At 63.0% G+C, this 26,139-nt stretch carries 24 protein-coding genes; 9 read left to right on the forward strand and 15 right to left on the reverse strand.

The window, feature by feature from the left end; all coding sequences use genetic code 11:
- Positions 1-64 precede the first annotated feature (64 nt).
- On the forward strand, positions 65-721 hold the full coding sequence (locus AC1RRT_RS03795; protein WP_493012373.1) for a class I SAM-dependent methyltransferase: 657 nt from the start codon (positions 65-67) through the stop codon (positions 719-721).
- Here the strand turns inward: AC1RRT_RS03795 and AC1RRT_RS03800 are convergent.
- The 3 genes from AC1RRT_RS03800 to AC1RRT_RS03810 all read right to left on the reverse strand — a co-directional run bounded on the left by AC1RRT_RS03800 (position 710) and on the right by AC1RRT_RS03810 (position 5,048).
- The gene (locus AC1RRT_RS03800) at positions 710-2,092 is read right to left on the reverse strand and encodes an AmpG family muropeptide MFS transporter (RefSeq protein ID WP_493012374.1); all 1,383 of its coding nucleotides are present in this window, start codon (positions 2,090-2,092) and stop codon (positions 710-712) included. The two genes, AC1RRT_RS03795 and AC1RRT_RS03800, sit on opposite strands and share 12 nt — an antisense overlap.
- Positions 2,093-2,095: 3 nt before the next feature.
- Positions 2,096-3,994, reverse strand: coding sequence for a propionyl-CoA synthetase (locus AC1RRT_RS03805; RefSeq protein ID WP_493012375.1), 1,899 nt, complete (start codon positions 3,992-3,994; stop codon positions 2,096-2,098).
- Positions 3,995-4,061: 67 nt separating this feature from the next.
- On the reverse strand, positions 4,062-5,048 hold the full coding sequence (locus AC1RRT_RS03810) for an NAD(P)H-dependent flavin oxidoreductase (protein ID WP_493012376.1): 987 nt from the start codon (positions 5,046-5,048) through the stop codon (positions 4,062-4,064).
- Positions 5,049-5,186: 138 nt separating this feature from the next.
- Between AC1RRT_RS03810 and AC1RRT_RS03815 the strand changes: the two genes are divergently transcribed.
- Positions 5,187-6,125, forward strand: coding sequence for an alpha/beta fold hydrolase (locus AC1RRT_RS03815; RefSeq protein WP_493012377.1), 939 nt, complete (start codon positions 5,187-5,189; stop codon positions 6,123-6,125).
- Here the strand turns inward: AC1RRT_RS03815 and AC1RRT_RS03820 are convergent.
- From AC1RRT_RS03820 to ribA, 3 genes are all read right to left on the reverse strand, one after another.
- The gene (locus AC1RRT_RS03820) at positions 6,118-6,627 is read right to left on the reverse strand and encodes a L,D-transpeptidase family protein (RefSeq protein ID WP_493012378.1); all 510 of its coding nucleotides are present in this window, start codon (positions 6,625-6,627) and stop codon (positions 6,118-6,120) included. The genes AC1RRT_RS03815 and AC1RRT_RS03820 overlap by 8 nt on opposite strands.
- Before the next feature lie 38 nt (positions 6,628-6,665).
- The gene (locus AC1RRT_RS03825; RefSeq protein ID WP_493012379.1) at positions 6,666-7,745 is read right to left on the reverse strand and encodes a hypothetical protein; all 1,080 of its coding nucleotides are present in this window, start codon (positions 7,743-7,745) and stop codon (positions 6,666-6,668) included.
- A gap of 168 nt (positions 7,746-7,913) precedes the next feature.
- A complete protein-coding gene (gene ribA, locus AC1RRT_RS03830) occupies positions 7,914-9,026 on the reverse strand; it encodes a GTP cyclohydrolase II (protein ID WP_493012381.1) in 1,113 nt (370 codons plus the stop codon).
- On the opposite strand from ribA, the gene AC1RRT_RS03835 reads away from it, so the two are divergent.
- The 5 genes from AC1RRT_RS03835 (at position 9,025) to AC1RRT_RS03855 (ending at position 15,268) form a co-directional block, all read left to right on the forward strand.
- Positions 9,025-10,038: an alpha/beta hydrolase gene (locus AC1RRT_RS03835; RefSeq protein WP_493012383.1), complete on the forward strand. Its 1,014-nt coding sequence runs from the start codon at positions 9,025-9,027 to the stop codon at positions 10,036-10,038. The genes ribA and AC1RRT_RS03835 overlap by 2 nt on opposite strands.
- Positions 10,039-10,117: 79 nt before the next feature.
- Positions 10,118-12,595: a patatin-like protein gene (locus AC1RRT_RS03840; RefSeq protein ID WP_493012385.1), complete on the forward strand. Its 2,478-nt coding sequence runs from the start codon at positions 10,118-10,120 to the stop codon at positions 12,593-12,595.
- A 77-nt stretch (positions 12,596-12,672) separates the two neighbouring features.
- Positions 12,673-13,566, forward strand: a complete 894-nt coding sequence (locus AC1RRT_RS03845; protein ID WP_493012387.1) for a peptidylprolyl isomerase — start codon at positions 12,673-12,675, stop codon at positions 13,564-13,566.
- Positions 13,567-13,587: 21 nt separating this feature from the next.
- Positions 13,588-14,823 (forward strand): bifunctional glutamate N-acetyltransferase/amino-acid acetyltransferase ArgJ, encoded by a 1,236-nt coding sequence (argJ, locus tag AC1RRT_RS03850; RefSeq protein ID WP_493012388.1) that lies wholly within the window; start codon positions 13,588-13,590, stop codon positions 14,821-14,823.
- Positions 14,804-15,268, forward strand: a complete 465-nt coding sequence (locus tag AC1RRT_RS03855) for a (deoxy)nucleoside triphosphate pyrophosphohydrolase (protein WP_493012389.1) — start codon at positions 14,804-14,806, stop codon at positions 15,266-15,268. The genes argJ and AC1RRT_RS03855 overlap by 20 nt, the downstream gene beginning before the upstream one ends.
- Here the strand turns inward: AC1RRT_RS03855 and AC1RRT_RS03860 are convergent.
- Complete coding sequence (locus AC1RRT_RS03860; RefSeq protein ID WP_493012390.1) at positions 15,265-15,690, reverse strand: VOC family protein; 426 nt, start codon at positions 15,688-15,690, stop codon at positions 15,265-15,267. The genes AC1RRT_RS03855 and AC1RRT_RS03860 overlap by 4 nt on opposite strands.
- 112 nt (positions 15,691-15,802) lie before the next feature.
- On the opposite strand from AC1RRT_RS03860, the gene AC1RRT_RS03865 reads away from it, so the two are divergent.
- A complete protein-coding gene (locus tag AC1RRT_RS03865; RefSeq protein WP_493012391.1) occupies positions 15,803-16,372 on the forward strand; it encodes a TetR/AcrR family transcriptional regulator in 570 nt (189 codons plus the stop codon).
- Here the strand turns inward: AC1RRT_RS03865 and AC1RRT_RS03870 are convergent.
- A complete protein-coding gene (locus AC1RRT_RS03870) occupies positions 16,369-17,262 on the reverse strand; it encodes a methyltransferase domain-containing protein (RefSeq protein ID WP_493012392.1) in 894 nt (297 codons plus the stop codon). The genes AC1RRT_RS03865 and AC1RRT_RS03870 overlap by 4 nt on opposite strands.
- Positions 17,263-17,296: 34 nt before the next feature.
- Here AC1RRT_RS03870 and AC1RRT_RS03875 point away from each other — a divergent pair, with 34 nt between their 5' ends.
- Positions 17,297-18,334 (forward strand): patatin-like phospholipase family protein, encoded by a 1,038-nt coding sequence (locus AC1RRT_RS03875; protein ID WP_493012393.1) that lies wholly within the window; start codon positions 17,297-17,299, stop codon positions 18,332-18,334.
- Positions 18,335-18,346: 12 nt separating this feature from the next.
- Here the strand turns inward: AC1RRT_RS03875 and AC1RRT_RS03880 are convergent, their stop codons facing one another.
- The 7 genes from AC1RRT_RS03880 to AC1RRT_RS03910 form a co-directional block, all read right to left on the reverse strand.
- Positions 18,347-18,979 carry a 2-dehydro-3-deoxy-6-phosphogalactonate aldolase gene (locus tag AC1RRT_RS03880; protein WP_493012394.1) on the reverse strand — a complete coding sequence of 211 codons (633 nt, stop codon included), beginning with the start codon at positions 18,977-18,979 and terminating at the stop codon, positions 18,347-18,349.
- A complete protein-coding gene (locus tag AC1RRT_RS03885; protein ID WP_493012395.1) occupies positions 18,976-19,872 on the reverse strand; it encodes a 2-dehydro-3-deoxygalactonokinase in 897 nt (298 codons plus the stop codon). The genes AC1RRT_RS03880 and AC1RRT_RS03885 overlap by 4 nt, the downstream gene beginning before the upstream one ends.
- A 21-nt stretch (positions 19,873-19,893) precedes the next feature.
- Entirely contained in the window at positions 19,894-20,967 is a 1,074-nt protein-coding gene (locus AC1RRT_RS03890; protein ID WP_493012396.1) for an ABC transporter ATP-binding protein, read from the reverse strand.
- A gap of 39 nt (positions 20,968-21,006) precedes the next feature.
- Positions 21,007-21,849 carry a carbohydrate ABC transporter permease gene (locus AC1RRT_RS03895; protein ID WP_493012398.1) on the reverse strand — a complete coding sequence of 281 codons (843 nt, stop codon included), beginning with the start codon at positions 21,847-21,849 and terminating at the stop codon, positions 21,007-21,009.
- Entirely contained in the window at positions 21,846-22,643 is a 798-nt protein-coding gene (locus AC1RRT_RS03900; protein ID WP_493012399.1) for a carbohydrate ABC transporter permease, read from the reverse strand. Before AC1RRT_RS03900 ends, AC1RRT_RS03895 begins: the two co-directional genes overlap by 4 nt.
- 101 nt (positions 22,644-22,744) lie before the next feature.
- Positions 22,745-24,115, reverse strand: a complete 1,371-nt coding sequence (locus tag AC1RRT_RS03905) for an ABC transporter substrate-binding protein (protein WP_493012400.1) — start codon at positions 24,113-24,115, stop codon at positions 22,745-22,747.
- 228 nt (positions 24,116-24,343) lie between these two features.
- Positions 24,344-26,125, reverse strand: coding sequence for an IlvD/Edd family dehydratase (locus AC1RRT_RS03910; RefSeq protein ID WP_493012401.1), 1,782 nt, complete (start codon positions 26,123-26,125; stop codon positions 24,344-24,346).
- Between the last annotated feature and the right edge of the window lie 14 nt (positions 26,126-26,139).

Raw genomic sequence — 26,139 nt, forward strand, 5'->3', positions numbered from 1 at the left:
TCAGGCTTTTATTGATTACAACAACTGTCATCTGGAGCGCTGCGAGTCCTGCGGGCTGGTCTTCATGGATCCACCCCCGACCGCCGAGACCCTGCATGCCCTGTATGACGATACCTATTCCGGCACGCCGCAGTACTTGGCTAAGGCCGACAAGAAAATGCGCCGCATGCGTCATCGGGCGGCACAGCTTGCCCGTGTCGCCGGTGTGAAAATGGCGGGCCGGGCGCTTCAGTTCCTGGATATCGGTTGTAGCGGCGGCTTCATGGTCGAAGCCTGCCGGGAGCAGGGTTTTACGGCATCCGGTGTGGAACCGGACCGCATGGCCGTAGAGTATGCGCGTAAGACCTTTCCGCAGAACCAATTCTATGAAGGCCTGCTGGAAGAGGCCGATCTCGGCGGTCGCCTATTCGACGCCGTCTACTGTTCGGAAGTGATCGAGCACGCGCCCGATCCGCATGCCTTCATGGGGCACATTGCTGCCGTCATGAACGAGGGGGGCATCCTGTATCTCACCACGCCGGACATCACGCACTGGCGCCGGCCGCGCCATCTGCCTGACTGGGATGGCTTCCGCCCGCCGGGCCACTGCATTTTCTTCAGCCCGAGCAACCTGCAGCTCCTGCTCGCCCAGCATGGCCTGGAAGTTATTCGCCGGTCCTTCGCGTGGAAGCCCGGCATCAAACTTTATGCCCGGAAGATGCCGGCCGGTTCAGTCATCTGAGACCAGCGCCGTGTTGCCGGCCCGCCTAGCATCGAGGCGGGTTTCGGCGCCACGGCGCGTGAGCCAAGCCAGCAGCGCCAGTCCCGGCAGTGCGGCAAACGTGGTGAGCACGAAGAAAGCCGGCCAACCCAGCGCGGCGGCCAAGAAGCCGGCATAAGACGACAGCACTGTGCGCGCTACGGCCGTCAGCGAGGACAGCAGCGCATACTGCGTCGCCGTGTAGGCCACATCGCACAGCGCCGAGAGATAGGCCACCAGCGCCGCCGTCCCCATGCCGCTGGCCAGATTCTCGATGCCCACCGTGAGCGCCAGGAACCACAGGTCATGTCCCTGCAGCGCCAGCAGAGCAAACATCAGGTTCGAGCCCATCTGCAGGATGCCGCAGACCCAGAGTGCGCGATAAAGCCCCACTGCCTGCATCAACCAGCCACCCAGGAACAGGCCGAGCATGGTGGCGCCGAAGCCATAGAGCTTGCTGATTTCGGCGATCTCCGACTTGGTGAAACCGATATCGAGATAGAAGCTGGTGGCCAGTACACCCGCCAGACTGTCGCCCAGCTTGAACAGCATCACGAACAGCAGGATGGCGACCCAGCCCTTGCGCGAGACGAACTGCAGAAACGGGCCGGCGACACTGGCATAGAGCCAAGCCATCGTACCGGCCAGCGGGCCGGAGAGATGCGGGCGTGACGCCAGCCAGGCCTGGGCCTCTGCAAAGCGGCGATCGGCATCGCCGCGCGGTTGCGCTTTTGGTTCACCGATCAGCAGAACCGTGACGGCGCCAATTACCAGGATGGCTGCCATGGCGATATACACCAGCGGCCAGGCAAAACGGTCAGCCAGGTAAAGCGCGCCGGCTGAGGAGACCAGCATGCCGATGCGATAACCGAAGACGATGGCGGCAGCGCCGGCAGCGAGCTGACGCTGCTCTAGGATTTCCACGCGCCAGGCGTCGATCACGATGTCCTGCGTGGCAGAGGCAAAGGCAACCGCAACCGCGTAGACCGCGGTCACCACAAGTGCCTGGCTGGGATTGCTCAGCGCCAGCGCCGCAATCGCCGCCATCAGCAGCCCCTGCGCAAAGATCAGCCAACCGCGCCGGCGGCCGAGATGGCGCGTCAGAAGCGGCAGCGGCAGGCGGTCGACCAGCGGCGCCCACAGGAATTTCAGCGTATATGGCACGCCGACCAACGCGAAGAGCCCGATCGACTGCAGGGAAACACCGGAATCCTTCAGCCACGCCTGCAGCGTCTGCCCGGTCAATGCCAACGGCAGGCCGGAAGCGAAACCGAGAATCGCAATGGCCAGAACGCGCCGGTCACGATAGACGGTAAACGCCGCCAGCCAGTCACGCAGCCCCTGCAACTTCACCCGTCAACTCCGCTTGGCATAACCCAGCGGCTGCAGCACGTCCGTGATCTCACCCAGAATGGCAGGATCGTCGATGGTGGCGGGCATGCGGAAGTCCTGGGCGTCGGCAATTTTCTGCATTGTGGCGCGCAGTATCTTGCCCGAGCGGGTTTTCGGCAACCGTTTCACCACCGCCGCCTGCTTGAAGGCCGCAACCGGGCCGATGCGTTCGCGCACCAACTGCACCAGCTCGCGCTGGATCTGGTCCTCCGGCTTGCTGACGCCGGCCTTGAGCACCACAAAGCCAAGCGGCACCTGGCCCTTCAGCGCATCGGCGACGCCGACAACGGCGCATTCCGCCACATCTGGATGCGAAGCGAGCACCTCCTCCATGCCGCCGGTGGAGAGCCGGTGTCCCGCGACGTTGATGATGTCGTCGGTACGACTCATGATGTAGATATAGCCGTCCTCATCGATGAAACCCGCATCGCCGGTGTTGTAATAGCCCGGGAAACGGGTGAGATAGCTTTTCCTGAAGCCCTCGTCATTCTGCCACAGCGTTGGCAGGCAGCCCGGCGGCAGCGGCAGCTTGATCACGATATTGCCGATATCGCCGGCCTTCACCGGGCTAGCATCATCGTCGATCACGCGCACGTCGTAGCCCGGCACAATGCGGGTGGGCGAACCATGCTTGACCGGCAGAACCTCAATCCCCATGCAGTTAGAAGCCACCGGCCAGCCGGTTTCGGTCTGCCACCAGTGATCGATCACCGGTTTGCCGAGCGCATCCTCGGCCCATTTCACCGTATCAGGATCGGCGCGTTCGCCGGCCAGGAACAGCGTACGAAAATGCGTCAGGTCGTATTTCTTCAGCAGGTCGGCCTTCGGATCTTCCTTCTTGATCGCCCGGAAGGCCGTGGGTGCCGTGAAAAGCGCCGCCACCTTGTGCTGCTGGATCACGCGCCAATAGGCGCCGGCATCCGGCGTGCCGACCGGCTTACCTTCATACAGCACTGTCGTACAGCCATAGAGCAGCGGCCCGTAGACGATATAGGAATGACCGACAACCCAGCCCACGTCGGAGGCCGCCCAGTACACATCGCCCGGGTTCATGCCGTAGACATGCTTCATTGACCAGTGCAGCGCCACCATATGGCCGCCGTTCTGGCGCACGACGCCTTTTGGAATACCGGTGGTGCCGGAGGTGTAAAGCACGTAGAGCGGATCGGTGGCCTTCACCGGCACACAATCTGCGGGCTCTGCCTTCGTCACTTCCGTCTCGAAATCGAAGTCGCGACCTTCGGTCAGCGGACCCTGATACATCGGGCGCTGGAAGATCAGACAGGCCTGCGGCTTATGGGTCGCCAGCTCGATCGCCTGGTCCAGCAGCGGCTTGTATTCCACCACTCGGCCAGGCTCGAGACCGCAAGACGACGCGATCACCAGCTTCGGCTTGGCATCGTCAAACCGCGTCGCCAGTTCACGCGGCGCAAAGCCGCCGAAGACGACAGAGTGGATCGCGCCGATGCGGGCGCAGGCCAGCATGGCCATCACGGCTTCCGGGGTCATCGCCATGTAGATGATGACGCGATCGCCCTTCTGTACCCCATGCGCCTTCAGCGCGCCGGCCAGCTTGGCCACGCGATCACGCAGTTGGGTATTGGTGAATGTGCGCACCGTCTGTGTGACGGGCGAGTCATAGATCAGGGCGACACGCTCGCCATGACCAGCCTCGATATGACGGTCCAGCGCATTATAGCAGGTGTTGCATTCGGCGCCGGAGAACCATTGGAAGAACGGCGGGTTGCTGGCATCCAGCACGCTGTCCCAGCGCTTGTACCAGTGCAGCGCCTCGGCCGCCTTGGCCCAGAAGGCCTCCGGGTCGGCCATGGCCGCAGCATAGACTTCCTCGTAGCGCTTCATCCGGCTCTCCCGACGTCTTTTCTTATGACGTCGATCTATAGCAGATGAAGCCAGTTCGCGAGAACCCTTACTCGGCGGCGAGGGCCGCGCTGCCACCCATCAGTTCCGCCTTGGCCGCATCGTATTCGCGTTTCAGGCGAGCGACCAGATCGCCCACCGGCGGTGCATCGCTGATCAGGCCAACACCCTGCCCCGCACCCCAAATGTCGCGCCAGGCCTTCGACTTCGAGCTGCCGCCCGAACCGAAGCTCATGGTGCTTTTGTCGGCCTCGGGCAGATTATCAGGATCCATGCCGGCCTTGACGATGCTCTTCTTCAGGTAGTTGCCATGCACACCGGTGAACAGCGAGGAATAGACGATATCGCCGGCGGCGGAATCGATCAGCATCTGCTTGTAGTCTGGCATCGCATTGGCTTCCTGGGTGGCGATGAAGCGGGTGCCAATATAGGCGAAATCCGCACCCATCGCCTGGGCTGCCAGAATCTGCCGGCCATGGGCAATGGAACCCGACAGCGCAATCGGCCCGTCAAAGAACTGCCGCACCTCCGAAACCAGCGCGAAGGGGCTGAGCGTGCCGGCATGCCCGCCGGCGCCGGCGCAGACCAGGATCAGCCCGTCGACACCGGCTTCCAGCGCCTTCTTGGCATGGCGGATATTGATCACGTCATGCAGCACGATGCCGCCGTAGGAATGGATGGCGTCTACCACTTCATTCGGGGCACGCAGCGAGGTGATGACAATCGGCACCTTGTATTTGACGCACATCTCCACGTCATGCTGCAGCCGGTCATTCGACTGATGCACGATCTGGTTGACGGCGAAAGGCGCCACGGGCTTGTCGGGATTCTTGGCCCGGTAGTCATCCAGCTCGGTGGTGATACGCTTCAGCCATTCTTCCAGCACTTCGGCGGGGCGGGCATTCAGGGCCGGAAAGGATCCGACGATGCCGGCCTTGCACTGGGCGATCACCAGCTCAGGGCCGGAGACGATGAACATCGGCGAACCGATCACCGGCAGCGACAGGCGACCCTTCAGGATGGCGGGAACAGTCATGGCTTCCTCCGTGGATTTCTTGGCATCAGATTAGGGCAGGCTCCGGCGCCGGCGCAATCACGCCAGATTGACGTTGCGGCAGTCATCCGGGGCTGCCGATTTCCCGTATAAGCTAGTGAAACAACAACAGATCCAGTCATGCTCACCGCTCTCGTTCTTGCCGGCATCGCTCTTTTCGGGTTGGGCGCCACCACCCAGCATCTCAGCCAGAAAGCCGAGGGGGATTTCCCACCCACCGGCCGCCTGATAGAGGCCGGCGGCATCCGTCAGCATGTGATCGAGCAGGGTCCCGCCACTGGCCAGCCTCTGGTGATGATCCATGGCGCCTTCGGCGCGGCCCAGGATTTCGCGATCAGCATCATGCCGCAGACAGCACAGCGTTATCGCAGCATCGCCATCGACCGGCCGGGCCATGGCTACACCGAGCGTGGCGACGACACGCCGGTGACACCCGATAAGCAGGCCCGCTATCTGCGTGCCGCATTGCAGACGATGCAGGTGCAGAAGCCAGTCCTGCTTGGATTCTCTTTCGGCGGCGCCGTGGCTTTGAGCTATGCGCTGCAGTATCCCGACGAGGTCGGAGCTGTCGTGCTGATAAACACCGCCAGCCATCCCTGGCCGACACCGGTGGAATTGTCATACCAGGCAGATAGCGTGCCGCTGCTTGGCCCACTGCTGCGCTACACCATCGTCACGCCGACGGGCCACATGATTGTCGACAAGGGCGTGGAAGGCGTGTTCCGCCCGGCAGCTGTACCGCGGGCCTTCGCACAGGCGCCGATCAGCCTGAGCCTGCGCCCCGGCAGTTATCACGCCAACGCGGAAGACATCCGCACGCTGAAACCGTTCCTGGCCGAACAGGCGCCACGCTATCCGATGCTGACCGTGCCCCTGATCGTGCTGGTCAGTGACGAGGACAATGCCACCTCACCCATCATCCACAGCCGACCGCTGGCCGCAGCCGTGCCGCAGGCGGAACTGGTCACCGTGATAGGCGGTGGCCATCCTCTGCACTTCACCCGGCCGGAGATCGTGCTTGGCGCGATCGATCGCGCGGCCGCACGTATTCTCAGATAAGAGAAATCTGCATCGCCGCCGCAGCCGGCACAGCCGCAAGCAGCGTCATAAGGTCGGCCTGCGCCAGCGCGACGCAGCCTTCGGTACCGCTGTAATCCGGCCGCGCCAGATGCAGGAAGATGGCGCTGCCCAGCCCCGGCACCGGCGGATCGTCGTTATGACCCAGCACCACGATGACGTCGTAGACATGGTCGTCGCGCCAGAGCTTTTCGTGGCTGGCGGCATAGGGCAGCGTCACTGGGCGGTTGTAGGCAGGATCGGCGGGATCATCGCACCAACCGCTCTGCGGCGTCAGCGGCGCGCAGGGCAGTCGCGTTTGCGGCATCGTCAGGCGATCGGGGCGATAAAGCACCTGGCGCAGCGGATAACGCCCCAGCGGCGTAGCGCCATCGCCTTCACGCTTGTCGGCTTCGGGCTGCACGCCGCCTTTGCCGAGCGCACACCGGAAGCTGAGACCGCCGAATTTCAGAATGCCGTTGCTGGTGACGAGAATATCGCTCATGTCGCGATCAAGCGGTATTCATGCGGTCGTTGCAAGCGTCAGAAGGGCTGAACGCCACCACGGGTGATGCCGGCGCGCAGGTTCTTCTGCTCTTGCATCTCGAAATACTTCTGATAGGCCTCGCTGGCGCGATTGTTCCATTCGTTCTGCTGCGGGGTCGCATTACCCTGGATAGCCGCAGCCGCAGCCGCGGTGGCAGCCTGCGGAGAAGACGGGATACCGCCGCCGGCGCGGGTTGCGCCATAGCGGGCATTCACGGTCTGTTGGCCCACCGGCTGGGCGCCGACACCACGCGTCGGCACGCCACCACCACCCAGCGGATGGGCGGGGAACCAGGTCCGGCCATCGGGTGCCTGAATGGCAGTGTTCGGCGTGGCGTTGGTCTGCATCGGCGCCGCGGGGCGCTGCTGCGCCGTCATGGCATTGCCGCTCACGACCGGCATGGCGCTGGCCGAATTGGCCGCCGCCGATTTGGCATCGGCCTGCTGGGTCGCGGCCGTCTGCTTCAGGGCCTGGAACAGATCGGCCGGCAATTCGATCGGGCCGTCCGTCTTCACGGCCTCGGATGTCTGGTCTTTCTCGCTGGCCTTGCGGGCCGGTTCGGAGTCACGCGGTTCCACGATCCTGGCGCCGACCTGCAGCGGTGGTGCCTTGACGGCCACTTGCGCCTGCGCAGCCTGAAGCTGGGCGGCCTGGGTCTGGGCGGCCAGCTCGCCCGGCTCGCTGCCGCCTGCGGAGGCAACCATCGTCTGCGGCGCATCCTTGTTACCCTTGCCGATGTCGAGACCCAGCGCGGCCAGGGCATGCTCGCCCGGGTCCTTGCCGGTGGCCTCTTCCACCATGCCACTGACCATGGACAGGACCGCGCCGATCGGGCCGCCGAACAGACCGCCGCCGGCAATGCGGGCGCCCGGATCGATCTTGTCGCCGGTGATGGCGCGATAGATGGTCGAGACGACGGGGATATGCTGCAGCGGATTGATGATGTCGAGGAAATCGCCGAAGGTGAACCCGTCCTTGCCGAACAACGGATTGCCGCCCTTGGTTTCGGACGTGCCCTCCGCGGCAGTCGTGGCGCCGGCCGCACCCATCCCCGCTGCACTAGCCCTCTGGGCCATCAGCGGATGGGTCGGATAAGCGGTTGCTGGTATCGGGTTCGGCATTGCAGTCCTCTATCAGGACCGGTGTTGCAAACCGCAGGCCAGAATTCAGGCCAGTAAAATCAATGCGTTAACCATATATCGAGGCGGGTCCGGCAATTTCTGCCGGGAGCGGATGCGCGGGCCTTACAGATAATGCCCGGAGCGTTTGCGCTTGGCCGCCAGATAAGCCTCGTTATGGGCATTGGAGGGGAATTTATGCGGTACGCGCTCGGCCACCGCGATCCCGCAGGCCTCCAAACCCTTCACCTTCTCGGGGTTGTTGGTCAGCAGCCGCACGCTGCCATAGCCCAGTCGCTGCAGCATGCGGGCGGCCGGCAGGAACCAGCGCTCGTCGGCATCGAAGCCCAGTCGCTGGTTGGCATCCACGGTGTCGAAGCCCTGGTCCTGCAACTGATAGGCGCGCAGCTTGTTGACCAGGCCGATGCCGCGGCCTTCCTGGGCCAGGTACAGCAGAATGCCGCCGCCAGCCTCGGCGATGGTGCGCACCGCACCGCGCAGCTGCTCGCCGCAATCGCAGCGTAGCGAACCTAGCAGGTCGCCAGTGAAGCATTCGGAATGCAGCCGCGTCAGCACCGGTTTGGTCGGATCGGGTGCGCCGATCACCAGGGCGAAATGCTCCTGCCGGCCATCAGCAGGCCGGAAGGCATAAAGCTGCGCATCTTCGGCATCGATTACCGGCAGCCGCGCCTGGCTGACCGGCACCAGCGTTTCCGCCGCCGCCAGGTCATAGGTCGCAACGGCCTCCGCCGGCACGGACAAGATATCGGCCGGCAGCGTCGCATCTGCCGCTACCGCCATCTGCACGGCGGCCGGCAGCAGATAGGCGGTCTTCGCCAGCTTGACAGCCAGTGCAGCACTTGGCGGCGGCGCGGCCTTGATACGGGTGAACGGCCCACGCAGCGGCGCGGCCAGATCGCGGCTGGCATCAGCCAGGTCTCGGATCAGCGCCGCACGTCCTGCGCCATCGGTCGGCAGGTCATGCAGCGGTAACAGAATCATGTCATGCCCCGTGGGGCCGATATGCAGCACGGCAGCGCGCGATGCGGTCAGCACCAGCGCGGCCTCGCTGCCCGTCGACAAGGTCGCGTCCAGCATGGCCTCGGTCAGGGTTTCAGCGGCCAGCACCAGAACACGGCTGCCATCGGCCATGGCCAGCAGTACGGGGCGGCCGCGACGAAGTTCATGGCCGGCGCGATCGACGGCAATGGCGGTGGCAGAGTGGGAAAGACCGGTCATGACTGATCCGATGTACGACTCTGGACGCAACCCGGCAAGCCGTCAGCCCCTTTACGATGCCAGTTGTGACACCGCTTACCCCGGCCCTGACCTTCGGGAAAGCCGGCTGCCCCCGGCCCGCCCCAGTCTGCAGGCCCGGCTGATCGCCCGGGCACTGCGGCGGCTGATCAAACCGCGCCAGGTGGGATCCAGCGACATCGCCCTGATCCGCGGCCTGATGACGGCCCTGACCCGCAGCCGCCTGCCCCCCGGCATCCGGGTCGAGCCGCTGCGCGGCCCCATGTGCGGTGAATGGCTGCATCCATCGCAGCCTCGGCGCGGCCGGGCGCTGCTTTACCTGCATGGCGGTGGCTATCTCGCCGGCAGTCCACGCACACACCGGGCCATCACGGCACGGCTTGCTGCCGAGCTGGGCGTCAGCGTCTTCGTCCCCGACTACCGTCTGGCGCCGGAGCATCCCTTCCCCGCCGCCCTGCTGGATGCGCTGGCCGCCTGGCAGGGCCTGCTGGCGCGCGGCTACCGTGCCGACCGGCTGTGGCTGGCCGGCGATTCCGCCGGTGGCGGACTGGCCCTGGCGCTCATGCAAACCTGCCGGCACCAGGGCCTGCCGCTGCCGCGCGCCGCTGCCCTCTTCTCGCCCTGGACCGACCTGACCTGCAGCGGCTCATCCCTGGCAGACAATGTCGAGCGTTGTGCCTGGTTCCGGCCGCAACAACTGCACTTCGCCGCCCGGCTTTATGCCGGTCAGGCCGATCTGTCCGATCCGCGCCTGTCGCCACTCCATGGCGATCTGGACGGCCTGCCGCCCCTGATCCTGCATGCCAGCGACACCGAGTTGCTGCGTGACGACTCGCTCCTGCTGGCCGCCCGGGCCCGGGCTGCAGAAACCGAGGTGCATCTGAAACTCTGGCATGGCCTGCCGCATGCCTGGCCCAATTTCGCCGGGTTGATGCCGGAAGCCGACGCCTGCCTGCGACAGACCGTGGCCATGCTGGCTGCGGCTGCCGCTTGAGCCAGCCTGCCACACAGGTCAGACTCAAGCCCTAGGATACGAATCGCGCCCCGCCGATTCGTATCGGCGGGAGATTTTCTTGCAGGAAAAAGAACTACGCCTAGCCCTGGTGTGTTTCGGCGGCGTCTCGCTCGCCATCTACATGCATGGCGTCACCAAGGAAATCCTGAAGCTGGTGAGGGCGTCGCGCGCCTATCATTCCCTGCCCAAGGGAGCGGGGCGCGAGACTGCGCGCTTCGCCGACCATGTGCATCCGAGCGACACCGAATACGATAGCGAGCACGCCTATTTCGAACTGCTGCAGGAGATCGGCCACCATGTCGATCTTCGCATCGTCGTCGATGTGATCGCTGGCGCATCAGCCGGCGCCATCAACGGCATCATTCTGGGCCGGGCACTGGCTCACAACCTGCGCATCGACCATTTCCGCAATCTCTGGCTCCACGAGGCTGACGTCTCGCGACTGCTCGCCCCTGAAAAGCGCGCCAAGCGCTGGAGCAAAATATACATGCGGCCGATGCTGTGGCTGGCTGCGCGCTCGCGCTTCGGTCGCCTACTGCTGGGCGATGGTGAAATCCGTGACAAGATTTCGCTGTTCACACGCTCGCGCTGGTTCCAGCCGCCTTTCGACGACCAGCATTTGTTGCGGCAGTTGCTCGCTGGCCTCGAAGGCATGGGCGATTCGGCCAAGCCCGGCGACAGCCTGATGCCGGCACAACTGGCGCTCGAGCTCTCGGTCACCATGACCGACTTCTACGGCTTCCTGCAGCATATCCCGATCCACGATCCACCCTATGTGCAGGACCGCGAGCATCGCCATGTGCTGCATTTCGGCTATCGCCGCTGGCCCAATGGCGACGAGCAATCGGATTTCACCAGCAAGGATGCGCCCGCGCTGGCCTTCGCCGGCCGTGCCACCTCGGCTTTCCCCGGTGCCTTCCCGCCGGCGCAGCTGGGCGAGGTTGATCGCCTGCTGGCGCAGCAGAACCGCAGATGGGAAACCAAGCCGGCCTTCGTGCAGGCCAATTTCCAGGATTACCTGAAGGCCGGCATCGACCCCGAGTTGACATCCTTCGTTGATGGCGGCGTGCTGGCCAACAAGCCCTTCGCCGCTGCCATGAAGGCGATCCGCGGCCGCCCGGCCTATCGCCAGGTTGACCGCCGGCTGGTCTATATCGATCCGCAGCCACTGCGCCCCGCGCCGCCGCAGACCGGCCGCCTGCCCGGATTCTTCCGCGTGCTCAAAGGCTCGCTCAGCGATATTCCGCGCAATGAACCCATCGCCGACGAACTGATCTGGGCCAGCCAGTTCAACGAGCAGGTCCGGCATCTGCGCGGCGTGATCGATGCCACTCAGCCGCAGATCACTCGACTGGTCGAGGAAAGCGCGCCGCAGAACCTGGATGCGCCGCTTAGCGAGATGGAAATCCGGCTTTGGCGCATGCAGGCCAGCGAGCGCGCCGTGCGCGAAGCCGGCTTTGCCTATGAAGGTTATGTGCGGCTGAAGCTGGGCGCAGTGCTGGATTTCGTCACACGCCTGATCTGCGCCGCTTGCGGCTATGGCGAACGCTCGGCTGAGGCATTGTGGACACGCGAAGTATTGTTGCGCTGGGCCGAGGATCGCGGCGTCTGCCACACCGTCGCCAATTTCCCTAAGGCACCGTCCGGCGCCACAGTCGACACATTGCCCGGCTGGGTGCGTTTCCTGCTGCGCTTCGACGTCGCCTTCCGCCAGCGCCGCGTCAGTTTCCTGATCCAGCGCCTGAACCAGCTCTACGGCAAGCTGGGCGAAGCCGAGCATCGCGGGTTGAAAGCCGAGCAGCTCGATGGCCTGAAGCGCGCGCTTTACGAAGCGCAGGAAAGCCTGCGGCATCTGGATGGCGCAAGCTGCCTGAGCACGGCGACGGTCGATGCCATCAAGGCACTGCTGTTCCGCCACGTGGATCGTCAGCGTGCCGAAGAGATGTCCGAGAACGCCCTGACTTTCGCGCGCCAAAACCTGACCGCCATAGACACTATCATCGATGCCATGGCCATCGACATTGACCTCAATCGCCGCACCGACCAGCTGGACGCCTTGCTGGCGGATTTGGCGCCTGAAGACTGGAGCAGTGCCGCGCGCTCCGATCTGCTAGTCGGGTATATCGGCTTCCCCTTCTGGGACGTGCTAACCTTCACCATCACCAACTGGCGCGATCTGGGCGAGTTCAATGAAATCCGCATCGATCGCATCAGCCCGGAAGACGCCGTGGCGATCCGGCGTGGCAATACATTGAAGGGCGTCAATCTCGGCCGCTTCGGCGGTTTCTTCAGCCGGGCCCATCGCGAGAATGACTATCTCTGGGGCCGCCTGCATGCCGTCGATCGCCTGATCGACATTGTCTGTGACGCGGGATTGGGCAGTGGGTCGGATGTTCCTGTCGACCGCATGGCGATCAAGCTGAAGGCCTTCCGACTGGTGCTGGATCGCGAAGCCGCCAACCTTGCCGTCAGCCGAACGCTGATTGCCGACCTGCGTCACGAACTTGATACCATCGCAGCCGGAAAAGCCGCCTGAATCGCGGTTTCCGCGCCTTGTCCGGATATGGAAAAGCGGTATGCTCGGCGGCCTCTTTCAGCCAAGCGAGCTTGACCGTGACCCGTTCGATCCGTTCCGCCTTTCTCATCACTGCCGCCATCCTGGCGCTGAGCCCCGCCGTGCTGGCGCAGGGTCAGCCGGCCGCCAAGAAGGCGCCTGCCGACGATCCGGTCGTGGCCAGCGTCAACGGCAAGCCGATCTATCGCTCGGCCGTGATCGACTTCTATGGCCAACTGCCGCCGCAGATGGCGCAGATTCCGCTGGAGCAGATTCTGCCTGGCATCATCAATGAGCTCGCCGCCCGCAAGCTGCTGGGCGAGGCCGCCGAGAAATCCAAGCTGGCCGACACCCCCGCCGTGAAGGCGCAACTGCAGGCCGCGCGCGAGCAGGTACTGCAGCAGGCCTATCTGGATCGCCAGGTGAAGACCGAAGTGACCGATGCCAAACTGCGCGCCCGCTACGCCGAACTGATCAAACAGCAGCCGCCGCAGGAAGAGGTGCATGCCCGCCACATCCTCGCCGCCACTGAGGCTGATGCGAATGCCGCCCTGGCCGAAGTGAAGAAGGGCGCCGATTTCACCGAAGTGTCGAAGAAGCGTTCGACCGGCCCGACGGCCGCAACCGGCGGCGACCTCGGCTTCTTCACCAAGGACAAAATGGTGCCGGAATTCGCCGAGGCCGCCTTCAAGCTCCAGCCCGGTCAGGTGACCGAGGCGCCGGTGAAGACCCAGTTCGGTTGGCACATCATCAAGGTGGAAGCGCGCCGCAAGGCCGAAGCGCCGAAGTTCGAGGATGTGCGCACCCAGGTCTACGAGATCATGTCCGGTGAAGTCGTCGAGAAGCTGGTCGCCGACCTGCGCAAAGACGCCAAGATCGAGCAGTATGACTGGGTGCCCCAGGGCAGCCGCATGCCGGCCATTGCACCGGCCGAACCCAAGAAGAAGCCGTAAGAAGAGTCAGGGGACGACATCATGGCCGCGCATCCGGTTTCACCGCTGGCACCGCAGCACCAGCCCACCCTGCCCGCCATTGCCGGCGCGCAGCTCGCCACTGCCCTCTCGGGCATGCGCTACAAGGGCCGCGACGACCTTCTACTGATCGAGTTCACGCCGGGCACCAAGGCCGCCGGCCTGTTCACGCGCTCGTCCATGCCGGGCGCGCCGGTGGAATGGTGCCGCAAGGTGCTGCCCAACGGTGCGGCCCGCGCACTGGTGGCCAATGCCGGCATCGCCAATGTCTTTACCGGCAAAGCCGGCGCGCAGGCCGTGAAGGCGACAGCCGATGGTGCGGCCAAAGCTGTCGGCTGCAAGGCAACGGAAGTCTATCTCGCCTCCACCGGCGTGATCGGTCAGATCTTGCCAGCCGACAAGATCGTGGCGCAGATGTCGAAACTGAAGGCCGGTCTGAAGACTGATGCCTGGATGGCCGCCGCCAAGGCGATCATGACCACTGACACCTTCCCCAAGCTCGCCACCGCGACCTGCAAAATCGACGGCAAGACTGTGACGATCAACGGTTTCTGCAAGGGATCCGGAATGATCGCGCCAGACATGGCAACCATGCTGGCCTTCCTGGTCACCGATGCCAAGCTGCCGGCCGAAACGCTGCAAGCCCTGCTGAAGGGCGCCAACAACCAGAGCTTCAATTGCCTGACCGTCGATGGCGATACCTCGACGTCTGACACCGTGCTGCTGTTCGCCACCGGCAAGGCTGGCAACACGCCGCATGCCAAGGCCTCCGACAAGCGTCTGGCCGATTTCCGCCGCGCTCTGGCCCAGGTGATGGGCGAGCTGGCGCAACTGATCGCCCGCGATGGCGAAGGTGCGCAGAAGCTGGTCACCATCGACGTCACCGGAGCCAAGAATGATGTCTCCGCGCGCATCATTGCACGCGCGATTGCCAATTCGCCGCTGGTGAAGACGGCGATCGCCGGCGCCGATGCCAACTGGGGCCGCATCATCATGGCGGTCGGCAAGTCGGCCGAGCCCGCCAACCGCGACAAGCTGGTGATCAAGATCGGTGGCAAGGCCGTGACCAAGAACGGCATGGTGCGCCCCGATCACGACGATGCCGCCGCGACCAAGCATTTCCAGAGTCGCGATGTGCGGATCGAGGTGGATGTGGCGGTTGCCAAAGGCACGGCACGGGTCTGGACCTGCGACCTGACGCACGGCTACATCGACATCAATGCCGACTATCGCAGCTGACGATCCGCTCTGCCCCGGCGATGCCGCCGCCCTGCTGGTGCCCAAGCCGGTGGTGCTGGTGGTAGCCGTGGCGCTGGTCGATCTCGACGGCCGCGTGCTGCTAACCCAGCGCCCGCCCGGCAAAAAGCTGGCCGGTATGTGGGAATTCCCCGGCGGCAAGGTGGAAAAGAACGAAACACCCGAAGCGGCGCTTGTGCGCGAACTGCACGAGGAACTGCATCTGGATATCAGCGCCGCCTGCCTGGCTCCGTTCGCCTTCGCCAGCCATGCCTATGACGACTTCCACCTGCTGATGCCGCTCTACGTCTGCCGCCGCTGGGCCGGTCAGCCCGATCCGCGCGAAGGCCAGGCGATGAAGTGGGTCAAACCGATCAAGATGCGCGAGCTCGAGATGCCGCCGGCCGACATCCCGCTGGTCGCCATGCTGCGCGACTTGCTGGGCTAGGTCGGCAGCGCTTCCGGCGCATATTGGGCGGCAAATTCCGCCGACGGCGGGATCGGCTTGATTACATCGACCAGCACCCCGCTGGGATCGGCGATGATGAAATGCCGCTGGCCGAAATCCTCATCCCGGATCTTCAGCCGGATATCCAGGCCGGCCGCTTCGGCCTGACGGTATAGCGCATCCACATCTTCGACCTCAAAATTCAGCAGCATGCCCTGCGCCGGCTTGCGATAGCCCTCCGGAATGGTCGGATGGGTGTGGTCCAGTATGGCAAGATGAACGCGCGAATCGCTCCGGCTGGTTAGGTGCACATACCAGTCGCTCTCAAAGGCCGGGGCGAAATCGAAATGCGTTTCGTAAAAGGCGCGGGTCTGGGCCAACTTGGCGGTGCAGATCACGGGATAATAGCTGGTCAGTTTCATGGCTGCTTCCTGGTGGCGGTTCGGGTCTTGACGGCTCTAGGCTGGGATTGATATAAACATACAGGTTGTATGTATGCAAGAAAAACGTCAAACCAAAGCTGAAAAACACGCAGTGACCCGGGCGGCCCTGCTGGCCACGGCGCGCACCCTGTTTGGCGAGAAAGGCTATGCCGCCACCGGCACTGAAGAGGTGGTGGCGCAGGCCGCCGTCACGCGCGGCGCGCTCTACTATCACTTCAAGGACAAGCAGGCTTTATTCGCCGCCGTGGTCGAGGAGATGGCGCAAGACATTCTGACTGAGATCGAGGCTGCTGCGGGCAAGGCCGGCAGTCCGGTCGATGCCTTGGTGAAGGGCAGCCAGGCCTTCCTTGATGCCTGCCTGCAGCCGGCAGCGCGGCAGATCTACCTGATCGATGCACCATCGGTGATCGGCTGGCCGCAATGGCGCGAGATCGATGCGCGCTACGGCACCGGCTCTCTGCGACGGGGCATCGATGCGGCCCTGGCCGAGATGCCACGCGGCCAGCGCCTGTCGGCCGACGCCCTGACCTATCTGCTGACCGGTGCGATGAACGAGGCCGCGCTCTGGCTGGCTGCGGCAGGAAATGACGCTGCGGCGCGCAAGGCTGCCGATACAGCGCTCAAGCGGATTCTGGAGCTGCTGTTTACGCCCGCGAACTAGCTCGCTTTCGGCGGGCCGCCGATCGGATACGCAGCCGTTCCCAGCGCATCAGACAAGCGGTTTTTCGCCTGGCCGGGACGCAGCGGCTTCTGCTGGCTTTCATGCGGCGACCAGCCAGTAAGCGCGATCATCTCAAAGCTGGCGGAGATGCGGCCTCCAGCATCTGCGAATTTCTGCTGATAGAGTTCCACCATACGCAGCAGAGTGGCCCGTCGTGTGAAATGCTTGCGCCGGCTCAAGGCAGCGTTGGCCTCACCCATGCCGCGCAGATCCTGCATCAGACGAAAGGCATTGGCATAAGTTACGGGAATTATCTCGCTGTCTGCCACTGGAAGCGCGAAGCCCGCCCGTTGCAGCAGGGCGGCCGCATCCAGCGTCTCCGCCATTGGCGAGACGCGCGGGCTGGCCCCGCCTTCCAGCTCAGCCTCGGCGGCGAGCCAGGACTGGCGCAGCTCATTCAGCGTCGAACCGCCTAGCATGGCGCCAAGGAAAAGTCCGTCTGGTTTGAGCGCGCGCCGAATCTGGATCAGGGCACCGGGTAGATCGTTGATCCAGTGCAGATTGAGCAGCGCGATCACCAGATCGAATTTCTGCTCGGCAAAGGGCAGGAATTCCTCATCACCCACCACATGCAGGCCGGCACCCGGAATACCGTCCATGCCGACCAGAGTCTCGATGCCACCCCGCCCCTCAAGGCGCTGCTGCAGCCAGCCGGCGTCACAACCCTGGACCAGGGCGAGCGGGAAACTGCGGCGGATATCGTCCAGGCGATCCAGCAACCGCTCGGCCACGGCGGCGCGCAGGAAATCGTATTCCCCGGCCCGGGAAGCCATCCGCTGACGCTGACGCCGCTTGGCGCTACGATCGAAGACCTGCATAGTGTCGGACATAACCATATTTTGACACGGGCAATGCGACCTCGCCATGGCGGCACCGAAAAAATCCACGGCGAAGCGCAAGCCGCTCAACCTTGCTCTGCAGGGCGGCGGTACCCACGGCGCTTTCACCTGGGGCGTGCTGGATCGCCTGCTGGAAGAAGACTGTTTCGATTTCGAGGGTATCAGCGGCACATCGGCCGGCGCCATGAACGCCGCCGTGATGGCCAGCGGCCTGACCAAGGGCGGGCCGGCCATGGCGCGGCAGGCCTTGCATGATTTCTGGCGCAGCGTGGCCGATGCCGCTGCGCTCTCGCCTTTCCGCCCCACCCTGCTGGATCACTGGTTCAAGTTCGGCGGCATCGATTATTCGCCCAGCTATGAGCTGATGGAGCTCAGCACCAAGCTGGCCTCACCCTACCAGCGCAACCCCGCCAACAATAATCCGCTCCGCGACATCCTGAAGAAGACCCTGGACAACAAGACCCTGCAGGATTGCTCGGAGGTAAAACTGTTCGTTTGCGCCACCGATGTTCTGGAAGGCAAGATCAAGGTCTTCCAGAACCAGGAGCTCAGCATCGACGCTCTGATGGCATCGGCTTGCCTGCCGCAGCTGTTCCAGGCGGTGAAGATCGGCAGCAGCTATTACTGGGACGGCGGCTTTATGGGCAATCCGCCGATCTACCCGATCATCTATCATTGTGACTGCCGCGACGTCCTGATCGTGCAGATCAACCCGATGCGTATCCCGGCCGTGCCAAAGACGCCTCAGGCGATCCTGGATCGCGCCAATACCCTGAGCTTCAATTCCAGCCTGGTGCGCGAGATGCGCGCCATTGCCTTCGTCAGCAAACTGATAGACTCAGGCTTCGATGATGGTGGCCGCCTCAGGCGCATGCTGATCCATACTGTGGACGCGGAAGAGCAGTTGGCGCGCTACGGTGCCGTCAGCAAGTACAATGTCGACTGGGATTTCCTGCAGAGCCTGTTCACGCTGGGCCGGCGCCAGGGCGCAACCTTCCTGCGCAAGCATTTCGATAGCGTCGGCAAAACCTCTACTACCGATATCACCGCCAAATTCCTATAGGCGGCTATCCGATCAGGCCGCTTTGGCCGGCTGCAACGCCCGCATCACGGCGCGCGCGCGCTTGGCCACCTTCTGCGCGGTGAAGCCCGGCTTGTAGAGCGAACCGCCCAGGCCGAAACCAGCGGCCCCCGCCTCGAACCACGGTTCCATGTTATCGGCATTGATGCTGCCGACCGGCAGGATCGGCATGGTCGAAGGCAGCACCGAACGCAGGCTTTTCAGCACCGCCGGCGAGAAGGCCTCGGCCGGGAACAGCTTCAGCCCGTCAGCGCCCGCGTGGATCATGTCGAAGGCCTCGGTGGGCGTGGCAAAGCCGGGGACTGCGACCATGTCCAGCACCTTGGCCTTGTGCACCACATCGGCGCAGGCATGCGGCGCGACGATCAACTGACCACCCGCCTGGCAGATGCGCTTCACATTGGCAGGATCGACCACTGTGCCGGCGCCGATCAGCGCCTTGTCGCCATACTGCTTGGCCAGCGCCTTGATGCTGACCAGTGGATCGGGGGAATTCATCGGCACTTCGATGATGCGAATGCCGGTCTCGATCAGCGCCGCGCCGATTTCCAGCACTTCATCGGGTTTGACGCCGCGCAGGATGGCGACGAAGGGGCAGGCACGCAGCCAGGCATTGAAGTCAATCATGGCGTTCTCCCTTTCAGCAGCTGGCCCAGGCGATAGAGTCCATGGGCCGCCGCATTGTCCGGCGCGATATCGGCGGCGATGCCGAGCATGGCAAAGGCCTTCCGGTAACGCGACGCCAGGGCGCCGGTTCCGACAATGATCACACGGCCCGACCAATCTGTCGCGCGCAATTCATGGCCGATCAGGATGCCGGAAAGGTAATCCGTTCCTGTTGCAGCGCACACTTCATCAAATAGACGGCGCGTCCGCACTCCGAACAGATGATGCAACAGCCCGCCGACCTGACCGGATCGCGTGATGCCATCCGCGAAGGACTGATCGGCGGTAACCGGGTCCGCCGTTTCATCAGGCTTCAGCATGGCCGCAATCAATCCCTGGCTTCTCAGCTGGGCAAAGACCTCACCCGTCATCGCTGTCGCAAAGTCGGTGATACGGCCGGCGTGCAAATGGGCATGCTTGGAATGGGTGCCGGGCAGGCAGATAGTGGAATCGGCCGCAGCGTCGAGACCGAAAATCTGCGTCTCTTCGCCACGCATCACATCGGGAACGCCATCGGCATTGCGGCAGGACAGACCGGGGACGATATGTCCCATGCGTCCCTGCCCCAGATCCACCGGGCAGAGCTTATCAACCAGATCATCAAGGCTGGCCGGGCATGCCACATAGGGCGCCTCGCGCCAGCCCTGGCGACTGCCCACCATGCCGGAGAGCAACACGGCAACATCGGGGGCAGTATCAAGCCAATCGCCGATCTGGTTGCGCAAAACGGCAGGATAGTCGGTCGGCGTCAAGCTGGCGATGCCCGATATGCCGGTACGGCTGTCGAGGATGGCGCCATCCGACCCGAGCCGGTAGGCCCTGAAGCCGCTGCTGCCCCAATCAACCCCGATCATAGGCAACTGCGAGTACGGCCGTTACGCCGCCAAGCGCTGGCCTGAGCCCGCATCGAACAGATGCACGCGATCGACCCGCGGCATCAGATGCACCACACCGCCGGGCTGGAAGCCGTGATGTTCGGCAAAGACGCCGCAAATCTGCGCGCCGCTCAAGTCAGCATAGACAAAGGTGCTGGCGCCCGTGGGCTCCACCACATTCACCTTCACCGGCAGCCCATTGCTGTCAGTCGGCGACAGATGCTCTGGCCGAATGCCATAGACCACCGCCTGGCCATCCTTGCCTGCAACATTACTGCCCAGCGGCAGGTCGATCCCAGCCTCAGTGGCGACCCAGTTGCGGCCACCATCGCGACGCAACACGCCTTTGATGAGGTTGATCGCAGGGGAGCCGATAAAGCCCGCCACAAACAGGTTATTCGGGCGCTCGTAGAGATCAAGCGGCGAGCCGATCTGCTCGACGATGCCATCATGCATAACAACAATACGATCAGCCATGGTCATCGCCTCGATCTGGTCATGGGTGACATAGATCGACGTCGTCTTGAGCTGCTGATGCAGCGCCTTGATCTCAGTCCGCATCTGAACGCGCAGCTTGGCGTCTAAATTGCTGAGCGGTTCGTCGAACAGAAAGACCTGCGGATTGCGCACGATGGCCCGGCCCATGGCGACGCGTTGACGCTGGCCGCCCGAAAGCTGCTTGGGGTAACGGTCGAGATAGCTGCCGAGGCTGAGAATCTGCGCAGCGCGTTCCACACGCTCGGCGATAATGGCCTTTTCTGCCTTCCGCAGTTTCAGCGAGAAACCCATATTCTCACGCACCGTCATATGCGGATAGAGCGCGTAATTCTGGAAGACCATGGCGATGTCGCGGTCTTTCGAGGGAACCTCGTTCACCACCTTGTCGCCGATACGAATTTGTCCGCCGGAGATTTCCTCTAGTCCGGCAATCATGCGCAGCAGGGTCGATTTTCCACATCCGGACGGGCCGACCAGAACGACGAACTCGCCGTCTGGAATCTTGACGTCGATGCCATGAATGACTTCCAGCGCGCCGTATCGCTTGCGCACGGCCTCAACACTCACACTCGCCATGTCATACTCCCTGTCACTCTTTTTTGTTACCGCCCCGCCTCAGGACTTCACCGCCCCCGCGGTGAGCCCCGCCACCATGTAGCGGCGGAACGCGTAATAGATTGCTGCCGGCGGCAGCGAATATATGATCCCGGTCGCCATCAACAGGTTCCACGGCGCATCGTCGGTACTAAGGAAGTGCCCCAGCGCCACCGACAACGTGATGTCCGTATCCGAGGACAGCAGCAGGAAGGCATAAAGGTATTCGTTCCAGGCCAGCAGCAGCGCATATGTGCCAATCGCAACCATCGACGGCATCATCAACGGCAGATAGATCAGCCAGAAAATCTGGATCGGACTGGCACCGTCGATACGCGCGGCCTCATCCAGTTCATACGGCAGCTTGTCGGCATACTGCCGCAGCATCCAGATCGCATAGGGGCTGGCGAAGGTCACCATCGTCAGAATCAGTGACCACTTGCTGCCCAGAAGTCCGTATTGCCCCATCGCGGTATACATCGGGATCGCCAGGAAGGCGGCCGGGATCAGGTAGGTGAGCAGGGCCAGGTTCGAAACCGTCTCGCCGAAGCGCACCTTCAGGCGGCTGATTGCAAAGCTGGCACAGGTGCCGATCGTCAGGGTCAGCCCCGCCACTGCCACGGCGACCAGGGCCGAGTTGAACAACTGGGTCCAGAAATGGCCGAGAAAATAGTGGCCCTGGGTCAGCACCGTCTTGTAGTTGTCGATGGTCGGCGATTTCGGCCAGACCGCACCGGCAAAGGCCTCAGCCTGCGGCGTGATCGACATGACAAAGAGATGATAGATCGGGATCAGGGTCCAGATCAGGACCAGCAGCCCGACCAGCATCAGCCGGGCCTCGCCGAAGGCTTTCCGGACGTTCACTGATTCTCTCCGCGCAGACGCTTCAACATCATAATGGTGATCGGAATCATGAAGGGCAGCGCTACGATCACGGTGGCGACACCAGCGCGGATCTCGCTCATGCCGAAGGCGTAACGGATGCCTAACGTAGCCAGAACCTGTGTTGAATCAGCCGGGCCGCCGCCCGTCAGCAGGTAGATCGAGTTGAAATCGCCGAGCGTCCAGATGGTCGAGAGCAGTGTCGACGTGATGTACATGTTCCGCACACCAGGGAAGGTGATGTAGAGGAATTTCTGCAGGCCGCTGGCACCATCGACATCGGCCGATTCATACAGATCCTTCGAGATGGTCAGGCGCGCAGCGACCAGGATCAGCGTCCAGAACGGCAGGTATTTCCAGATATGGATGGTCGTGATGGAGCCAAGACCATAGACGCGGTCAAGCAGCCAGCCCGGACCGTCCTGCATCGTGAACTGGAAGATCAGCGAATTCACCATGCCCCACTCCGCATTCAGCATCCAGCGGAAGGACAGGATGGTGGGAATGGACGGGATCGCCCAGGGCAGAATGAAGATGAAGCTGACCCAGCGAATCCAGCGACGCTCATGCACGAAGAACCCCGACAGCAACAGCGCCAGGAACATTTTTATGTTCACGCCGAGGCCGAGGAAAATGACCGTATTGACCAGCGTGCGGATGAAGATCGGGTCGTCAAAAATCCGCTCATAGGCCTTCACTTCGGTGCCGAGGTACAGGCCATAACCGACCGGATAGAGCACGAAGACCAGGAAGATGGCGATGTAGGGGATCAACATGATGAGCCCCCAGGTCGCCTCGGCCGACATGCGGCCGGAGCGGTGGGAGGGCGCGACGTCCTGCGCAATAGACACCATCGTCGCGACCCTCCCGTTACGCGTCAGCTCTTAACCAGGACCTTGATACGGGCGATCATTTCATCGACCGCCTGCTCCGGGCTGATCTTGTCGCCAGCGACGCGCGCAATGGCACGGCCCCAGACATTCTCAGCGTTGATCGTGGTGAAGTGGTAGTCATAGACGAACTGGAAAGGAATCGTGCCTTCCTTGATGAACTGTTGGTAGACCTGCTTGCGATGCGGGTCTTTGCCATCATTCCAGAACGGACGCTCGGCGCCCGCCTTGGTGACGGTGAACCAGCGGCCCAAAGCGCCCTCGACGAACGGATTGAGGTTCTCGTCTTCCAGCAGCATGGCCAGGAACTGCTTGCCCAGTGCTTTCTGCTTGGCATCGGCGAACACCACGGCGGTCTTCACCGCAGCAAGGTTCGGCAATGTGCCGCCATCGGGCTTCTTCGGCCAGCCGGCAGTCTGGATCAGCGAATCGTAATTGATCTTCGCCTGGGCATCGCCCTTGTTGGCGTTGTCCAGATGCGACGATGGAATCGAGATGGTCGCGTTATGCGTCATCACGGTCGTCTTGTTGTGGAAGTTGACGTTGTTGTCGGTATCCGTCCAGGTCACCGAGGACGGCGGCGTGCAACCCTTGAGATTGACGTCTGCATAGTCCTTCAGCGCATTGACCAGACCCTGCTTCACCTTCGGGTTATCCACCGTCAGGTTGCCGTCCTTGTCCACCGGTGACGCGTCATAGGCGTTCACGAAGGTCAGGAAGCTGTAGAAGGTGTCGCTGGCGGCGATCGAGCTGGGATGGCCGATGCCGTACACGCGCTTGCCTTTGGCACGCAGTGCCGGCTGCACCTTGTCACACCAGAAGGACCAGTAGCCCTTCCAATCAGTCGGGATATCGGTGGTCTTGAAGCCAGCGTCCTCGATCATGTCCTTCCAGTAGAAGGTATGAATGGTCTGCTGCTGCACCGGCATCGCGTAATAGGCGCGCTTCTTGGTGGTCGCGTTATTCAGGAAGACCGTTTCGAGTGTGCCCGGCAGGAACCGGTCCTTGATCGGGGTAATGATGTCGGTCAGGTCTTCGATCTTGTTGTCATTCGCCCACTTGCCGGTGGTGCGGAAGTCATAGGTGGTGCCGAAACCCACATCCGGCGGCGTGCCGGCTTCGACGGCGCTGACCGTCTTAGTGATGATATCTTCGGTGCTGAACAGGCTGAGCTGCACCTTGGCGTTATGCTTCTTCTCGAAACGCTCGATGAAGGCGTACAGCGCCTTGTCTTCAGCCTCGTAGAAACCCTTGGTGAACCACACGGTCACCGTCTGCTGCGCCGCGGCGGGCGAGGCGTAGGCCGTCATGCCGGCCAGAGCAGTCGTCGCAAGAATCAATCCCAATGCTTTACGCATCTTCTCGGTCCTCCCTGAACCATAGACCCGTTGTGGGTTCTATATGCCTTCAATGCGACGCCGGTCATGCCGATGTTGCATCTCATATATCAGTTTAGCCAGCCCTCCCGGCCCTGCCAAGTCCCCTTCGCGGGGAATCAGCACACGACTTTCGGCTTGTATCCGGCCCTGGCTAGCTATGGCTGTGACTGCATGGTGGCCGCCGCGAAACCGGCGGCCACCATGCATTTAGTGATTGTGGCGCGGCACGCCGTGGGTTTCGGCGATGCGCTGGTAATCGGTGGCGAAATCCAGACATCCGCCTGTGGACAACTGCCCCACATATTTGCGCTGCAGCTCCTGCCACGGCGTCTGGTTGACCAGCGTGGGCGGTGTCCAGGCCTTGCGGCGTTGCTCCAGCTCGTCCTTGGAAATCATGATGTCGGCGCTGCGCTTGTTCAGGTCGATACGGATCTTGTCGCCCGTCTTGAGCAGGGCCAGACCGCCGCCGATAGCCGATTCCGGCGAGGCATTCAGGATCGAAGGGCTGCCTGAGGTGCCGCTCTGGCGACCGTCGCCGATGCAGGGCAGCAGGTTGATGCCCTGTTTCACCAGCCGGTCCGGCGGCAACATGTTCACCACTTCAGCCGCACCCGGATAGCCAATCGGCCCGGTGCCGCGGATCACCAGGATGCTGTTCTCGTCGATCGGCAGGGACGGATCATTGATCCGCTCGTGATAATCCTCCGGCCCCTCGAAAACGATCGCCGTCCCCTCGAAGGCATTGGGATCGCCCGGCCGCTGCAGGTACTTCTTGCGGAATTCTGCCGACACCACGGAGGTCTTCATCACCGCGGACTCGAACAGCGAGCCCGACAGCACGGCAAAGCCCGCCTCCGGCAGCATCGGTTTCTTGTAGGGCCAAATGACATTACGGTCCTCGCAGATCGCGCCTTTCACATTCTCGCCCATGCTTTTGCCGTTCACGGTCAGCGCATCGGCATGCAGCTTGCCCGCCTCCAGCAGTTCACGCATCACCACCGGCACGCCGCCGGCATGATGGAAGCCCTCGCCCAGATATTCGCCGGCCGGCATCAGGTTCACCAGCAGCGGAATGTCATAACCGACCTTGTCCCAATCGGTTACATCCAATTCGACGCCCATATGGCGGGCGATGGCGTTCAGATGCGGCGGACAGTTGGTGGAGGCGCCGAGCGCACTCGCCGCCACGATGGCGTTCTCGAACGCTTGGCGCGTCATGATCTTCGACGGCTTCAGGTCCTCATGCACAATCTCAACCGCGCGGCGGCCGGTCTCGTAAGCCATCTGGGCACGCTCGCGATAAGGCGCCGGGATCGAGGCACAGCCCGGCAGCGACATACCCAGCGCTTCAGCCATGCTGTTCATCGACAGCGCCGTGCCCATGGTATTGCAATGACCCGGACTGGGCGCGGAAGATGCCACCATCTCGAGGAACTGGTCGTAATTGATCCGGCCGGCCGCCAGCTCCTGGCGCGCGAACCACACCACCGTGCCCGAACCAGCGCGCTGGCCCTTGTACCAGCCATCCAGCATCGGGCCGCCTGACAACACGATGGCGGGAATGTCGACAGTGGCTGCCGCCATCAGCATGCCGGGCGTGGTCTTGTCGCAGCCGGTGGTCAGCACGACGCCGTCGATCGGATAGCTATACAGCAGCTCCGCCAGAGTCATGTACAGCAGGTTACGGTCAAGCGCCGCCGTCGGGCGCTTGCCGGTTTCCTGGATCGGATGGGTGGGAAATTCAAAGGGAATGCCACCGGCATCGCGGATGCCCTCGCGCACGCGCTTGGCTAGTTCCATGTGATGGCGATTGCAGGGCGACAGATCGCTGCCCGACTGGGCAATGCCGATGATGGGCTTGCCGCCGCGTAGTTCGGCCAGGGTGAGGCCGAAATTCAGATAGCGTTCAAGATACAGCGCCGTCATGCCCGGATCATGCGGGTTGTCGAACCATTCGCGGCTGCGGAGGCGTTTCTTGTTCTCGGTCATGAGCGTTTCCTCGG

Source organism: Ferrovibrio sp. GW821-FHT12B10, from assembly GCF_058807515.1.